Source organism: uncultured Paraglaciecola sp. (assembly GCF_937123705.1).
Classification (GTDB): Bacteria; Pseudomonadota; Gammaproteobacteria; order Enterobacterales; family Alteromonadaceae; genus Paraglaciecola.
Genome location: NZ_CAKZKO010000204.1, coordinates 20,128 through 35,340, shown reverse-complemented (window position 1 = coordinate 35,340; position 15,213 = coordinate 20,128). Strand labels below are relative to the sequence as shown.

Genomic DNA, 15,213 nt, shown 5'->3' with positions numbered 1-15,213 from the left:
AGCTAGATATGTATACAACTTTTGTCTTAGCAATACTCTTTCTAACCTCAATATACCTACTTTTGACGTCACGTCATAAACTTAAAGAACTCAAAGTCAAAAGTGACGAGATAGATAAAATATATGAACCAGCAACTCAAGAAGAGAACAAACTTTTTAAACTAAAAAACCAATATACATCCTTACAAAATCGCTACCAAGAAAAGCTTATTGAATTACGCGAAGGCGAAAAACGCTTGTCACAATACCATTTAGGTATTGGTACGACAGACTCAATATCGTATAAAGCCCTCAATAGTGGCGAAGATATTGATAGTATCGAAGCTCGCCTACAAGTTACTAAAAACTCATTGAAACACCTTATAAAAGAAAAAAAAGCCTGTGTATGTAATATGGGAAATGATGTCGTTGTAAATGGTAAAAAATCAAACGCTAAAAAACTATTTAACCGGGAGGTTAAACTTCGTCTTCGTTGTTTGGATAATGAATTTAAAGCTGCTTCAGCATTAGTCGACTGGAATAACATTAATCGCCTCATTCAGCGAACTAAGGATACCTTTAATGAAATAAACAGTTCTGGTGCGATAGTTAAAACTTATCTGAAAGACCAATATTTACATTTAAAAATAGATGAATTGCGACTGAGTTATGAACTTAATAACTTGAAACAAGAGCAAAAAGAGGCCGAACGTGAGGAGTTGCGGATTCAACGAGAGGCTGAGCGTGAAGAATTACGAATAAAAGCAGCGGCAGAGAAGGCTGAGAAAGATCGTAAAATAATGGAAAAACTCGTCGCTGAAGAACTTGCTAAATTGGAATCTAGTACTGATGAGCAAAAGGCGCTTTACGAACTTCATAAACAACAATTAGAAACACTTCGAGAAAAAGAAAAACGCGCAATATCGTTAGCGCAACTTACTCGGTCGGGATATGTTTATGTTATCTCTAATCAAATGTCCTTTGGTGAAGGTGTAGTAAAAATAGGTATGACTAGAAGAGTAGATCCTAATGATAGGGTAAAAGAATTAGGTGATGCCTCGGTTCCTGATTTGTTTGATGTTCATGCTTATATATTTTCCGAGAATGCACCGACGTTAGAAAAGTATTTACACGATTGCTTTACTCAGAAACGAGTAAATTTAGTCAATAACCGTAAAGAATTTTTCTATGTTTCCGTTGATGAAATATTTGAAAAACTTAATGCTTACCAAGAGACTTTAGAAATTGAAACTTTTGAAGTTGAAAGTAAAAAGCCCGAAGTACGCAGTTTAAAAGATCCGAAGCCTGCCTTCCCTCCAAAGGTGGAAGAGTCTAATGACCTTCCTACTGAAATTTCTAATATGTCCGTTCAACCTATAGCAAGTTTAGAAAATGAATATATAGACAAGAAAACTCAACTAAAGAAAAGAGACCTTGATATCGAGCCTGCAACTGTTACTCCCTTTGAGAATAAGCAAGAAAGTCTCGTAAACAACCAAAATGAATCAGAAGCCCAAATAAAAGAAAAGGCTAAAAAAGAATATCCTTCAGATATTGATATGCAGCAACATTATATCGAAGAGCAGTTGGATTCTAAAAATTTCATTAACGATGTGGTTGAGTTAGACGTTAAGGCTTTTGCAGAAGGGGAATATCCTGACGATTATACAATGCAACAGCATACCTATGAAGAACAAATAAAATCTAAGAAATTCATGGATAAAGTTACAAACTCAAAAGTTAAAGCTTTTGCGGTGGAAGAATACTCTGAGGACTATGCTATGCAGCAGCATATCTATGAAGAACAAGTAGAATCTAAGAAATTCATGGATAAGGTTACCAGCTCAAAAGTTAAAGCTTTTGCGGAGGAAGAATACCCTGAGGACTATGCAATGCAGCAACATATCTATGAAGAGCAATTGGAGTCTAAGAAATTCATGGATAAAGTTACCAACTTGGAAGTTAAAGCTTATGCAGAGGAAGAATACCCTGAGGACTATGCAATGCAGCAACATATCTACGAAGAGCAATTGGAGTCTAAGAAGTTCATGAATAAAGTTACCAACTTGGAAGTTAAAGCTATAGCGGAGGAGGAATACCCTGAGGATTATGCAATGCAGAAACATACCTATGAAGAGGAAATAAATGACAATTAGTTTCTGTACTAGCTTGCACCGCAGAGAACTATGTAGTCACAAACCTTAGCCTTAAAAGCAGATCGCGCAGAAAAAAGCCCTCATCGGATATTGAGGGCTTTTACTATTTTGAGCTAGCTCCCAACGGGGAACTTAGTTCTCAGCGGGGAACCTATTATTTCCATAGGGGAATTTAATTAATTACCACAACAATTGATTAATCTTCAATATAACTCTCAATACTCGGGCAACTACAAATCAAGTTTCTGTCCCCGAACACATCATCAATTCTATTAACCGATGGCCAGAATTTGTTTCTGGCTACAGATGCTACTGGATATGCCGCAAGTTGTCTGTCGTAGCTACGGTTCCAATCGCTATCACATACATCGTCTAGGGTATGTGGTGCGTTGTGCAGTGGGTTGTCGGTGGCGTTCCATTCGCCTGATTCTACTTTAGACACTTCGGCGCGAATATGTACCATGGCTTCGATAAAGCGGTCGAGTTCGGCTTTGGCTTCTGACTCTGTGGGTTCAATCATGAGGGTACCCGCCACTGGGAAGCTCATAGTGGGCGCGTGAAAACCGTAATCGTTTAGGCGTTTGGCGATGTCCACTTCGGTAACACCTGAGCTTTCTTTGATTGGGCGTAAATCAATGATGCATTCGTGTGCCACGCGATTGTTGCGGCCGCGATATAACACTGGGTAGTGAGTGGATAGTTTTTCGGCCAAATAATTGGCGTTTAACATGGCCACTTCGGTGGCTTTTTTAAGGCCAGCGCTGCCCATCATTTTGATGTACATGTAACTGATAGGCAAAATTGAAGCACTGCCCCAAGGTGCAGCTGATACTGCGCCATGTTCCCGCACTTGGGTATCACCAGCGTTTTCTACGCCAACAATTTTGTGATTAGGTAAAAATGGGGCTAAATGTGCTTTTACGCCTATTGGTCCCATACCTGGTCCACCGCCACCGTGGGGAATACAAAAGGTTTTGTGTAGGTTTAAATGAGATACGTCTGATCCAATAAAGCCAGGTGAGGTGACCCCTACTTGAGCGTTCATGTTGGCACCGTCCATATACACTTGACCGCCAAATTCGTGGACAATATCGCACATTTCTTTGATGGTTTCTTCGTACACACCGTGGGTCGATGGGTATGTGATCATCGCGCAGGCCAAGTTATCGGCTACTTCTGCAGCTTTAGTGCGTAAGTCTTCGACATCGACGTTGCCGTTTTTATCGCACTTCACTACTACCACTTTCATGCTAACCATTTGCGCTGATGCAGGGTTAGTGCCATGAGCTGAGCTTGGGATCAGGCATACATTACGGTGCCCTTCTCCCCGGCTTTCGTGGTATTTTTGAATTGTGATTAGTCCAGCATATTCGCCTTGTGCCCCTGAGTTGGGTTGCATAGAAAGTGCGTCGTAGCCTGTAATATCAATTAACCATTCGCTTAGCTCATCCAGCATTTGTTTGTAACCTTGAGCTTGCTCCATAGGCGAAAACGGGTGTAATTGCCCAAACTCTGGCCAAGTAACAGGTAACATTTCGGCTGTAGCGTTGAGTTTCATGGTGCAAGAGCCCAGTGAAATCATCGAATGATTTAAGGCTAAGTCTTTGTCTTCTAAAGATTTGATATAACGCAGCATTTCGGTTTCTGAGTGGTAACTATTAAACACTGGGTGAGTTAAATACTCAGATGTTCTTGCAAGCTGTGCTGGGATTGAATCACTGCCTTTTTCGATAATCATTTGGTCGAAAGCTTGGATATCTAGCTCAACGTTAGCACCAACAAAGGCTTGGTACACGGCTTGAAGATCTTGCCTTGAGGTGGTTTCGTCAATGCTAATCCCTAACGCGCCTTCAACATCGGTTCGCAAGTTTAAATTGTTAGCTAAAGCAGCGCTGATTATTTGCTGTTTGTTGTCTGAGACTTTAATGGTTAAAGTGTCAAACCACGTGTTATTGACCAGCTCAAATCCAGCTTTGATTAGACCCGCAGCTAAAATATCGGCAAAACGATGTACGCGTGAAGCAATGGTTTTTAAGCCATGTGGGCCATGATAAACCGCATAAAACGAGGCCATATTAGCTAGCAATACTTGAGCAGTACAAATGTTTGAGTTGGCTTTTTCGCGGCGAATATGTTGTTCGCGAGTTTGTAATGCCATTCGCAGTGCAGGTCGACCACGGGTGTCTTTAGATACACCTATGATACGCCCCGGTAAGGAGCGTTTATAACTATCCCGCGTCGCAAAAAAAGCGGCATGTGGTCCGCCGTAGCCCATTGGCACACCAAATCGTTGCGCACTGCCTAACACTACATCGGCGCCCATTTCTCCCGGAGGCTTAAGCATTACTAGGCTAAGTAAATCGGCGGCAACGGCTACTATGCCTTTGTTAGCTTGTACAGCTTTGATGATTTCTTCGATGTCGTTAACTGCACCGGTACTGCCGGGGTATTGCAATAAGGCACCAAATAAGTCGTGTTGGCTAGCGTCTTGGGCTTTGCCTACTACTACGTCAAAACCAAACATATCGGCGCGGGTTTGTACCACGTCTAACGTTTGTGGATGTACGTCATCGGCTACAAAAAAAGTGTTAGCTTTGCGGTTTTTGGAAACACGTTTCGCCAGCCCCATAGCTTCGGCGGCGGCGGTGGCTTCATCTAACAACGAAGCTGAGGCCAGTTCCATTCCTGTTAAATCGATAGTCACTTGTTGGAAATTAAGCAGCGCTTCTAAGCGACCTTGGGCGATTTCAGGTTGGTAAGGTGTGTACGCGGTGTACCAGCCTGGATTTTCTAATACATTTCGCAAAATCACATTGGGTGTGAGGGTGTCGTAGTAACCCATGCCAATAAACGAACGCATCACTTTATTTTTGCTTGCTACAGTTTTTAAATAAGCCAATGCATCGGCTTCTGATTGGGCTTCACCCACTTTTAAGGGCTGAGGTAAACGAATACCTTCAGGTACAGTTTGTAGCATTAAGTCATCTAGAGATGTTGCGCCAACAACAGCTAGCATGTCTGCCATTTCTGCTTCGCTGGGACCAATATGACGACGAACAAAATCCTGTTTTTGTTCAAGCTCTGATAATGAAAAATGAGATAATGACATGACTGACTACAAATTCCTGATGTGAACAAAGCGTGGCAACAATGAAATTTGCACCACACTTTTATTGAAATTACGTTGAAAACAGCTTGGGAGCAGGTGTGCTCCCATTTGTACCTAAGGTTTACTCGTCTTCGATATTACCTTCATAGCCTTCGGCATCGAACAAGCCTGCTACTTCGTCTGGATCTTCAGCTTTGATTTTAAATAACCAGCCATCACCATAGGGGTCAGAGTTAACCAACTCAGGCGAATCTTCTAAGTCAGAATTCACCTCTAAGATTTCACCTGTAATAGGTGCATACACATCAGATGCGGCTTTTACTGACTCAGCCACTGCAACATCGTCACCGGTACCCACCTCTGCACCTACGTCTGGCAACTCAACAAATACCATATCACCCAATAATTGCTGGGCGTGGTCGCTGATACCCACTGTAAATACACCTTCACCTTCTGGGCGTACCCATTCGTGAGTTGAAGCGAAACGTAAATCTGCTGGAATATTACTCATGTTTGTTCCTAATATTTATCTAATGTTCTTATAATACACTTTTGCCATTGCGGACAAAGCTAGGTTTGACCACATTTACTGTAACCCACTTTTTGCGTATTTCAACTTCGGCGCTATCGCCTACTGTTGCCGGCACGCGGGCCATGGCAATACTATGGCCTAGAGTAGGTGAAAAGGTGCCTGAAGTGATCACCCCTTCTCCGCCATCTACTTTCACTTTTTGGCCAGCCCTTAATACACCTTTATCTGTCATCACTAGGCCAACTAACTTTGCAGTGCCTGTGGCTTTTTGCTGCTCTAGGGCCTGACGACCCACAAAGTTTCTATCGCTCGGCTCCCAAGTCACTGTCCAAGCCATATTTGCGGCCAATGGCGAGATGGTCTCGTCCATATCTTGACCATACAAGTTCATTCCTGCCTCAAGGCGAAGAGTGTCTCTTGCGCCTAAACCACAAGGAACTACGCCCACATCTAATAACTTCTGCCAGTAATCAGAGGCCTCGGTTGCAGGTACCATAATTTCGTAACCCGCTTCACCCGTATAACCAGTAGTGGCAATAAATAAATCTTCTGCCTGCACCCCAAAAAAGGGTTTCATACCTGCTACGGCTTCTTTTTGAGCAGCTGAAAATAACTGCGCTGCTTTGCTTTTAGCATTAGGGCCTTGTACCGCTATCATGGCGAATTCAGAGCGTTCAGTTATAGTGACATCGAATGCCTTGGCTTGTTGTAACAACCAATTCATGTCTTTTTCTCGGGTGGCAGAATTCACCACTAAGCGATAATTAGTAGCCGTAAAATAGTAAACAATAAGATCGTCTACTACGCCACCCGTTTCATTCAACATACCACTGTATAGCGCCTTACCCGTGTCTTGTAATTTGACCACATCGTTAGCCAATAAAAAACGCAAGTAGCCTTGGGCTTCGGTGCCTATGACATCCACTATTGTCATATGAGAAACATCAAACATACCGGCATCGGTACGTACTGCATGGTGTTCTTCAATTTGAGAGCCATAATTGATAGGCATTTCCCAACCATGAAAATCAACCATTTTAGCCCCTGCTTCGAGGTGTTTAGCATGTAATACTGTTTTATTTACCATGAAATACTGTGTCCGCTGAAAAACAATGGCGAAAGTATAGGTACAGCGACGCCCTACAACAAATTGAAATAATTAATGTTTACATTTACTTTTCTTATGAATAACCGAATAATCATTTAAAACTCTTATTTAATCTGGTTAGGTTAGTGAAACAACTCTCTTTGGATAACTTGCGCACTTTTGTCACTGTGGTTGACTTGGGTGGCTTTGCAAAAGCGGGCGAAAAATTAGGGCGCTCGCAACCAGCCGTGAGCTTACAAATAAAACGCCTCGAACAACAATTGTCGAAACGTCTTTTCTACAAGCAGGGACAACGACAACTGGTCAATCAAGACGGTTTAAACTTGTATAAAACAGCGCAAGCTATGCTGACGTTAAACGATGATATTTTTCGGCAATTTCAACCCACTTCGTTAAAGGGAAGAGTGCGCCTTGGTATTCCCAGTGAGTTTGCGACTACTTTACTGCCTAGTATTATTGGAGAATTTGGCAATTTGTATCCCGAAGTATCGCTAGAAGTCACTTCGGCTTTAAGTAAAACATTACTTGACGATAAACAACTTAATAATTTTGACCTTGTGATGGCGTTGGTCGATCCTGATATTCAGGTTGAGGGGCAAGTTTTACTGATAGATAAATTAGTGTGGGTGGGAGATCGAAATTTAGCTAAGGGGCAAACAAATTTGTCTTTAGTGTTAGCGCCAGATGGCTGTGTTTACCGTAGCCGAGTTATCAATAAATTAAAACAGCAAACTCTGCGATGGCGCATAAGTTACACAAACGCCGACCTTAGCGGCATTACCGCTGCTATTAAACAAGGCTTAGGAATAAGTGCATTAGCGAAAAGCAGTGTGCCAAAACAATTGGATATTATTCAGCACAATCATTTACCTGATTTAGGCACCATAAAGATATGTTTATTTTCGGGAAAGTCTCAGCATCCGCAGGCCAGCGGCAAATTAGCAGAATTTATTAAATCCAGACTAGTACATTCTAATTAAAGCCCATACTTGATCTAGTGTTAAAACTTATCATGCTATCTATTAGCTATATGCCTTGTCTTACCATAAAAACAGCAATACAACTAATCAATATCAAAAGAGGTAATACTCTGTTGTTATATTTTCCATGATAGTAAGCTTTACGTCGTTCCTTGAATATAGGTCCATCGGGATGCACACCCGTCGACTTTCTTCTTTCATTAATTAAACGTCTCATAGAGCCCCCAAAACAATACAATCATTGAAGATAATGACCTGTATGTTTTTTATACACTCTCACCTTCGAGTAAGATAGTACCTTATAGTTCATTTAATTCATCGAACTTTCTCACCAAAACATAATTAATTTAAATAAATCATATATTTACGATAGCTTTATGGTGATAAATCTAGTCATCTGACTTCAATCGTACATAGGTTTTGTATTTTTTTTGCAATAAACGGTCTATATAACGTGTCAGTTTGATTTTTTGACTGATAGCGCTGTCGAGGGCATCCACTAGTTCTGTAAGCATGGTTTTATAGTATTCAACATCTTTTACTTGCCCATCTTCAGTTGTCACATCAAGAATACCTGTTGGTTGAGTCGTAGCTTGCGTTTGTTTTTCTGGATTGAACATTTCTTCAGATATTTCTTTAATAACATTTTCAACCGCTTCTTCATCTAAGGTTTCTAGTTCTTCTAAGAAGCCAAACAGTAATATTCTGTCCATAAGTGTATTAATTTTGCGAGGAATGCCATGAGTAAACTGAAAAATTCGGTCGTAGGCTCCTGCCGAGAACAACGCTCTATTGTCCCAACCCGCATGTTGCATACGATATTCAATGTACGCTTGGCACTCGATGTCTGTTAACGGTGCTAAGTGGCATGACGCCACTATACGTTGCCTAAATTGTTCCATATTGGGTGCCCTTAAAATAGGCTGAAGCTCTTCTTGCCCAAGTAAAAAGCTTTGCAACAGTGGCTTTCCTGCGGCTTGAAAGTTAGACAACATCCGTAGTTCTTCAATAGTCTCTAAAGGTAAATTTTGTGCTTCATCTACCAATAGCAAGGCCCGTTTACCTTGTTTATGCAAGTCCATTAAAAATATTTCGAGATCATTCAGGATGTCAGACTTAGTACTACCTTTAACAGGCACATTAAACTTGCTGGCAACCATTTTAACCAATTCATCAGGTGACAACTTTGGCGAGACTATTTGCGCTGCAACAATATCCTCTTGCATATCGTCTAACAAACTATTCGCAATAGTGGTTTTGCCTGTACCAATGTCGCCAGTGATTACAATAAACCCTTCTGCTTGAGATAGCCCATACTGCAAATAGGACATGGCACGTTTATGCCATTTACTGCCAAAAAAGAAGCTAGGATCTGGCGTCAACTGGAATGGTTTAGAAGTCAGTCCATAATAATTTTCATACATAATAAAGAACCACTTGATCGGGAAAAGAAAACGAAGCGCATTGCATTAGCTTAAGCTATCAGCCTAGTCCATAGCAATCAAATACTTATCTAAGGTTGGAGTCAAACCACATAATAGTAGATGCAACAAAAATGGCATGCACACCCAGCAGCAACAAAAACATGCCAAACGGCATGAGTAAACTGGACTTTCTTAGCCACATAAAACAACACACCGACTGTGTAACAAAGTCCCCCCGCCACCAACCACCATAAACCTTGAGCAGCGAGTACATTGTATAAAGGATAGATAAAAAAAATGGCCAACCAGCCCATTAACAAGTAGGTAATAACGGACAGCTTTGGAAAACGCTGATTACCAAAAATTTTAAAACCTATGCCAATCAATGCAATGGTCCACACTATTAGCATGCCAGTAAATCCTGTCCATCCACCAATGGCTAACACCATAAGTGGTGTGTAGGTACCTGCTATTAGTAGATATATTGCACTATGATCCACAACCTTAAGGAAAGCTTTGCTGGAAGGTTTTATGGTTAAATGGTAAAGCGTAGAGGACAAAAACATCAAAATCATCGACACTCCGTACACTAAAACACTCAACTGAGCAGCAACACTGCCGGCCTGCAAAATCAATAAGACCAAGCCAACAACAGCGGCAATTGCCCCTACGCCATGAATAATGCCATTTAGTTTCTCTTCAAGTGGCGAATAGCTAGGTAAAACGTGGGGTGAATGAGTCATATGTAGGGTCATAGTGAAAACAAGGTTTAATCATATATTTTGAATCCTCAATTGCACACCACTATTTATTCAAATTGCCTGCCATTACCGAGTAATGCCATTATTGGTATAAACTGTGGCACTTATCATCAATAGTTGTGGATTGATTACCAAGTGAAGCAGTGGTTTGTGTATATTATCGAAAATAAACTTAAACAATATTACACAGGGATTTGTACAGATATAGAAAGGCGCTTCGATGAGCATCAGAGTAACGGCCCAAAATGTGCAAAAGCATTAAAAGGCAAAGGTCCTTTAGTGTTGAAGCTGTGGTGTAAGGTGGCAGATCATTCCCATGCTCTAAAAGTCGAACTCTGGATAAAGAAACTAAATAAACCCGATAAAATAAAATTGGTTAATAACACTCTGCCTGATGCACCTGTATCAAACATGTTATTGGAAGAGGATTGCAATCATGAAAAATAGCTCTGTCAAAGAACTTCCTTCTGAATTAAATGAACTTGGAAACGTACGTTGGCTCGAACTACAGTCTCATCCAGAATATTCCGCAAATTTTCAAAAGTATAAACCACAGATAATAGCCGCTTTTGCACTGAGTGAATTTATTTATGAACACTGCCTAAAGCATCCCAATTGGTTGTCTGAATTGTTGGTAAACGAGCTGCTATTTGTAAAGCACATAAATTTTCAAAGTGAACTTGCGAATCGACTAATTGGTCTTGCTAACGAAACGGATCTACATAGGGTACTCAGACAGTTTAGAAATTTTCAGATGTTAAGAATTGCATGGCGTGACTTACTGAACATGCAATCAATTGAAAGTTCCTTAGGTCAAGTTTCTGAGCTGGCGAGGCAACTCATTTCACAAACTAATAACTGGTTACATCAGTACTTACAGCCTCAATTCGGAACACCACAAGGAGTATTTGGTCCACAACCTATGTTGATTTTAGGTATGGGTAAATTAGGTGGAAATGAGCTTAACTTTTCATCCGACATCGATTTGATTTTTACTTACCCTGCTGTAGGCGTAACCTCTGGCGGCAAAAGGTCTGTGGAAAATCAACAGTTTTTCACTAAGTTAGCCCAAAAAATCATTGCCGCTTTAGACCAAATCACAGCCGATGGGCAAGTATATCGGGTTGATATGCGTTTAAGACCATTCGGCGACAGTGGCCCGCTGGTTATGCATTTTGATGCAATGGAAGATTATTACCAAGAACAAGGTCGGGACTGGGAACGCTACGCTATGCTTAAAGCATCGCTTTTAAATCCACCCAGCCCTTATACGCAACAATTATCTGATATCTTGCAGCCTTTTATTTATCGCCGTTACTTAGACTTTAGTGCCATTGAGTCTTTACGAAGTATGAAATCAATGATCGAACAAGAAGTACGCAGGCGTGGTCTCACTAACAACATTAAATTAGGAGAAGGTGGGATCCGAGAAGCAGAGTTTGTGGTGCAAAGCTTACAATTGATAAACGGAGGACGAGAACCAAGCTTGCAGACTCAGAGTCTACAGCAAGCCTTGTCGGAATTAGTTAATCTACAAATCATTCCTTCTCAAGGCGCCAAAGGATTGCACCACAGCTACCTATGGCTTCGTAAAGTAGAACATTGCCTACAACAATTTGCCGACAAACAAACCCAAGTATTGCCCAGTGATCTCGTCGACCAAAAACGACTGCTACATGTACTATGTATCAACAACGATCAAGATTTTTCGCAGCAATTGACTTTACACTGCAACACAATCCACCAGCAGTTTTCATTGCTGGTTAAGGAAGACCCCGCTTTACAGCAAGATGTAGCCGACGAACAGCAGCAAGGAGCGAAGGATTTATGGCAACTACAACTCGAACCAGACGAGATACAAACTATATTAGAATGCTGGCATGATTCAGATGTTCAAACTGATACTAAGTTTGCTATTGCTACCGCCGTTTCACAACAAATCAATGCATTTAGACAAAACTTGACCAAGCAACGAATTGGTCATCGAGGCCTGACTACCTTAAATAATTTGATGCCTGTAACTATCCACAACATCCTGAGTTCGTCGGCAATTGAACATGCAGAATTATTCAAACGGGTGTTCACTGTTTTAAAGGCAATCTTGGGCAGAACAGCCTATTTGCAGTTACTTTTTGAAAATCAAGGAGCGCTATTTCAACTGGTTAAGTTATGTGCTGCTAGCCCTTGGGTAACTGAACAAATAACACGTTTCCCGCTGTTATTAGACGAATTACTTAATCCCAACTCTTTATACCAACCTGTGGCTTTTAACCAATATTCTGATGAACTACGCCAAGCATTATTGCGTGTAGAGCCTGAAGATTTAGAACTACAAATAGAAACCTTACGCCAGTTTAAACTCAGTCAACAATTGACAATCGCCGCCTCTGATATTTCCAACGTACTCCCTACCATGCAAATCAGCGATCACCTAACCCATTTGGCCGAAGCGATAATTGCTCAAGTGGTTGACTTAGCGTGGCAACAGCTAGTTGCAAAACACGGTGTACCTATATGTGATACTCAAGGCCCTAAAGATATTCAAAACAAAGGATTTGCGGTATTAGGATTTGGAAAATTAGGTGGCTGGGAGCTAGGCTATGGTTCCGACTTGGATTTAGTATTTTTGCATAACTGCAATGGACAACATCTTACCAATGGTCAAAAAGCTATTGGTTCGGGTGCGTTTTACATCAAATTAGCGCAACGTATTTTGCATATATTTACCATTAAAACAGGCTTAGGCCTGCTGTACGACGTAGATATGCGATTACGACCCTCAGGTAATGCTGGGTTATTGGTGTGCCATATAAATGGGTTTTCCGCTTATCAAACTGAAGATGCTTGGACATGGGAGCATCAGGCACTTGGAAGAGCTAGGTTTATAAATGGTAGCTATGAATTACAAAAGCAGTTTAGCGCAATACGGTTGCAGGTATTATCAAAACCAAGAGAGATATCACAACTTGCCGAAGACGTAGTATTGATGCGAGAAAAAATGCGCGCTCATTTAGCAAAAGGAAATACCGATAATATCGATTTAAAGCAAGATACTGGAGGCATAGCCGACATAGAGTTTATCGTACAATTTATGCTGTTAGCCCATACCAATGCTTATCCTAGCTTAGCCAAGTGGCCCGACAATGTAAGAATATTAAGTGACCTTGCAAACTTGTCGCTTATAACCCAAGTCGAAGCTGACACCCTGACTCACGCCTATTTGGAGTACCGCCATTATGCTCATCGACTTGCTTTGCAAAACAAAACCTTAGTTAAGGTCACCCCATCACTTGTTGATCTACAACTTGCTGTCAAAGCAATATGGCATAAGTATTTAGGTGCGCAAGCAAAGGTTTTACAAAACGACATTAATAGCTAATTACGCGCCTCGGCACATTGTTTTGTTAAATAATCGGAAGCAGTAGATGTGATGACTAAAGAGCGCTGGCGAGGACACATATAGGCTTTAACCTCGCCTTCAAAATTGGCATCAATGGCATTAGCAATAATTTTCAAACTGCCTAACATAGAATCATCAAGCTGGAATGGATGTTTAACAATAAAGTCTTGATCAAGCTCCCAAATTACCTGCATACCTTCTGATTGTGCATAACTGGTAATGGCACTTCGAAGTGTACTTCCTGCTTTAAATGTACGGTGTTTGTGATCGCCAACCCACCTACCTGATATAGGATTTTGCAGACTCTCCATTTTTTTTAAGCGTTCACTCAAGGGCTTATCAGACGTTTTCACGCCCATCACAAAGTCTCCTAAATCCTGTTCGATAGGCCCCCGCGATGAAGAACGATAGTCGGCATAAAAATTACTCATATTGGAAGCAATACTCTTTTTACCCGCATCTCCTTCTGGGAGCACAGCAGACTCGTTACGCTGCTGCATAACCAAGACGATAACGGCAATAACAATAACGAGTACTGCCAGAAATACATGTTTCAACCAAAATAACGAACCAGTTGCGGGTTTAGCTTTCTTCATAAATTACACTTATTATTGAGATCATTGTTACCTTCAATTATATAACGAGGGATCCTCAGGATTTGGGCGGGTTTTAAACCGCTTATGCATCCAAAGATACTGTTCTGGCGCGATTGAAATCATTTTTTCAATCATTTGATTAATGCGCATTACATCATGTTTATCGTCACCTGAGGGGAAATTCTCAAGCCCTGGCAAGGCGATTATCTTGTAACCACTTTGCGTTCTTACGGGCACTAGAAATATTGTTTCGCAGTTTGCTTCTTTAGCAAATAACAGTGAACCCTTTGTGGTTGCTACATCTGGCACCGCAAAAAGAGGGGCAAATTCACATCTAGTGCGACCATAATCTTGGTCTGGAAAGTAAATACACAATTCGCCATCATCTAAAGCGCTAATCAAGCCTTTAACGTCTCGCTTGTGAACTAAGTACTTGTTTGACCGACTACGACCATAATACTGCATATATTCCATTAGTGGATTATTATGCTTGCGATAAAATACTACCGAGGGATATTGCCGTCCCAATATTCTACAGGCAATTTCAAGATTCATATTGTGGATCCCAAATGCTAAGACCCCTTTTCCTTTAGCTAAAATGGCTTCTATATGCTCGTATCCTTCAAATTCAGCTTTACGATCCACTCGCCATGTTGGCCACCACCATCCCATACTTGTCTCAAGTATGGCCATGCCTGCATTGTCCAAGTTGGCTTTTAGCAAAGCGGCACGTTTTGGTTCACTCAAATCGGGAAAACACAATTCGATATTACGCTGTGCAATTCGAAATCGCTTTTTCGCTACAACCTTAAGTAAGCGGCCAAGCAACTTACCTAAACCTTGCTGTAGTCTGTAAGGTAGCCATGAAATACTATATAAAATGAAAACGCCCACCCATGTAAGCCAGTATTTGGGTAATAAAAATGCTAATTCAAACTTAGGGGCTAGGACTTTTTGAGTTGCCAAGTTTTTCTCCAATCAATTTACTGGGGCATTCTAATACTAAAGACAATTTGCAACATCAAAATAGTTCGAAAAAAATCACAATTTTACTCGCACGCTATATATAAAATCTTAAAAAACAAAGTTTACTATTATTTTTCAACAACTTTAGTGTTATCCCCTTTGTTTATATTGCCTTTAAAAAGCCTTACTTGCTGGTATTGCT

11 protein-coding genes are annotated in these 15,213 nt (G+C 41.0%); 4 read left to right on the top strand and 7 right to left on the bottom strand.

The window, feature by feature from the left end:
* Window positions 1-8 precede the first annotated feature (8 nt).
* Entirely contained in the window at window positions 9-2,135 is a 2,127-nt protein-coding gene (locus tag Q0688_RS25105) for a GIY-YIG nuclease family protein (RefSeq protein ID WP_299083925.1), read from the top strand.
* Between the two features lie 196 nt (window positions 2,136-2,331).
* On the opposite strand, the gene gcvP is transcribed toward Q0688_RS25105, so the two are convergent.
* The 3 genes from gcvP to gcvT all read right to left on the bottom strand — a co-directional run bounded on the left by gcvP (window position 2,332) and on the right by gcvT (window position 6,863).
* Window positions 2,332-5,244, bottom strand: a complete 2,913-nt coding sequence (gcvP, locus tag Q0688_RS25100) for an aminomethyl-transferring glycine dehydrogenase (RefSeq protein WP_299083922.1) — start codon at window positions 5,242-5,244, stop codon at window positions 2,332-2,334.
* 121 nt (window positions 5,245-5,365) lie between these two features.
* Entirely contained in the window at window positions 5,366-5,755 is a 390-nt protein-coding gene (gene gcvH, locus Q0688_RS25095) for a glycine cleavage system protein GcvH (protein WP_299083919.1), read from the bottom strand.
* A gap of 28 nt (window positions 5,756-5,783) precedes the next feature.
* Window positions 5,784-6,863: a glycine cleavage system aminomethyltransferase GcvT gene (gene gcvT, locus Q0688_RS25090; protein WP_299083916.1), complete on the bottom strand. Its 1,080-nt coding sequence runs from the start codon at window positions 6,861-6,863 to the stop codon at window positions 5,784-5,786.
* A gap of 146 nt (window positions 6,864-7,009) precedes the next feature.
* Between gcvT and Q0688_RS25085 the strand changes: the two genes are divergently transcribed.
* Window positions 7,010-7,864 (top strand): LysR substrate-binding domain-containing protein, encoded by an 855-nt coding sequence (locus Q0688_RS25085; RefSeq protein WP_299083912.1) that lies wholly within the window; start codon window positions 7,010-7,012, stop codon window positions 7,862-7,864.
* 389 nt (window positions 7,865-8,253) lie between these two features.
* Here the strand turns inward: Q0688_RS25085 and Q0688_RS25080 are convergent, their stop codons facing one another.
* Both Q0688_RS25080 and Q0688_RS25075 read right to left on the bottom strand, forming a co-directional pair.
* Window positions 8,254-9,288 carry an XrtA/PEP-CTERM system-associated ATPase gene (locus tag Q0688_RS25080; RefSeq protein WP_299083909.1) on the bottom strand — a complete coding sequence of 345 codons (1,035 nt, stop codon included), beginning with the start codon at window positions 9,286-9,288 and terminating at the stop codon, window positions 8,254-8,256.
* 101 nt (window positions 9,289-9,389) lie between these two features.
* The gene (locus Q0688_RS25075) at window positions 9,390-10,031 is read right to left on the bottom strand and encodes a hemolysin III family protein (protein WP_299083906.1); all 642 of its coding nucleotides are present in this window, start codon (window positions 10,029-10,031) and stop codon (window positions 9,390-9,392) included.
* A gap of 168 nt (window positions 10,032-10,199) precedes the next feature.
* Between Q0688_RS25075 and Q0688_RS25070 the strand changes: the two genes are divergently transcribed.
* Window positions 10,200-10,496, top strand: a complete 297-nt coding sequence (locus tag Q0688_RS25070) for a GIY-YIG nuclease family protein (RefSeq protein ID WP_299083902.1) — start codon at window positions 10,200-10,202, stop codon at window positions 10,494-10,496.
* Window positions 10,486-13,428 (top strand): bifunctional [glutamate--ammonia ligase]-adenylyl-L-tyrosine phosphorylase/[glutamate--ammonia-ligase] adenylyltransferase, encoded by a 2,943-nt coding sequence (glnE, locus tag Q0688_RS25065; protein ID WP_299083899.1) that lies wholly within the window; start codon window positions 10,486-10,488, stop codon window positions 13,426-13,428. Before Q0688_RS25070 ends, glnE begins: the two co-directional genes overlap by 11 nt.
* On the opposite strand, the gene Q0688_RS25060 is transcribed toward glnE, so the two are convergent.
* Window positions 13,425-14,045 (bottom strand): toxin co-regulated pilus biosynthesis Q family protein, encoded by a 621-nt coding sequence (locus Q0688_RS25060; protein WP_299083896.1) that lies wholly within the window; start codon window positions 14,043-14,045, stop codon window positions 13,425-13,427. The two genes, glnE and Q0688_RS25060, sit on opposite strands and share 4 nt — an antisense overlap.
* A 33-nt stretch (window positions 14,046-14,078) precedes the next feature.
* Window positions 14,079-15,011: an LpxL/LpxP family Kdo(2)-lipid IV(A) lauroyl/palmitoleoyl acyltransferase gene (gene lpxL, locus Q0688_RS25055; protein WP_299083892.1), complete on the bottom strand. Its 933-nt coding sequence runs from the start codon at window positions 15,009-15,011 to the stop codon at window positions 14,079-14,081.
* Window positions 15,012-15,213: the final 202 nt, after the last annotated feature.

What these genes read in the sequence shown, in the direction of transcription:
- gcvP (WP_299083922.1), bottom strand. Translation starts at nt 5,244, where the DNA reads ATGTCATTATCTCATTTTTCATTATCAGAGCTTGAACAAAAACAGGAT.
- Q0688_RS25075 (WP_299083906.1), bottom strand. Translation starts at nt 10,031, where the DNA reads ATGACTCATTCACCCCACGTTTTACCTAGCTATTCGCCACTTGAAGAG.
- Q0688_RS25060 (WP_299083896.1), bottom strand. Translation starts at nt 14,045, where the DNA reads ATGAAGAAAGCTAAACCCGCAACTGGTTCGTTATTTTGGTTGAAACAT.
- gcvT (WP_299083916.1), bottom strand. Translation starts at nt 6,863, where the DNA reads ATGGTAAATAAAACAGTATTACATGCTAAACACCTCGAAGCAGGGGCT.
- Q0688_RS25080 (WP_299083909.1), bottom strand. Translation starts at nt 9,288, where the DNA reads ATGTATGAAAATTATTATGGACTGACTTCTAAACCATTCCAGTTGACG.
- glnE (WP_299083899.1), top strand. Translation starts at nt 10,486, where the DNA reads ATGAAAAATAGCTCTGTCAAAGAACTTCCTTCTGAATTAAATGAACTT.
- Q0688_RS25105 (WP_299083925.1), top strand. Translation starts at nt 9, where the DNA reads ATGTATACAACTTTTGTCTTAGCAATACTCTTTCTAACCTCAATATAC.
- gcvH (WP_299083919.1), bottom strand. Translation starts at nt 5,755, where the DNA reads ATGAGTAATATTCCAGCAGATTTACGTTTCGCTTCAACTCACGAATGG.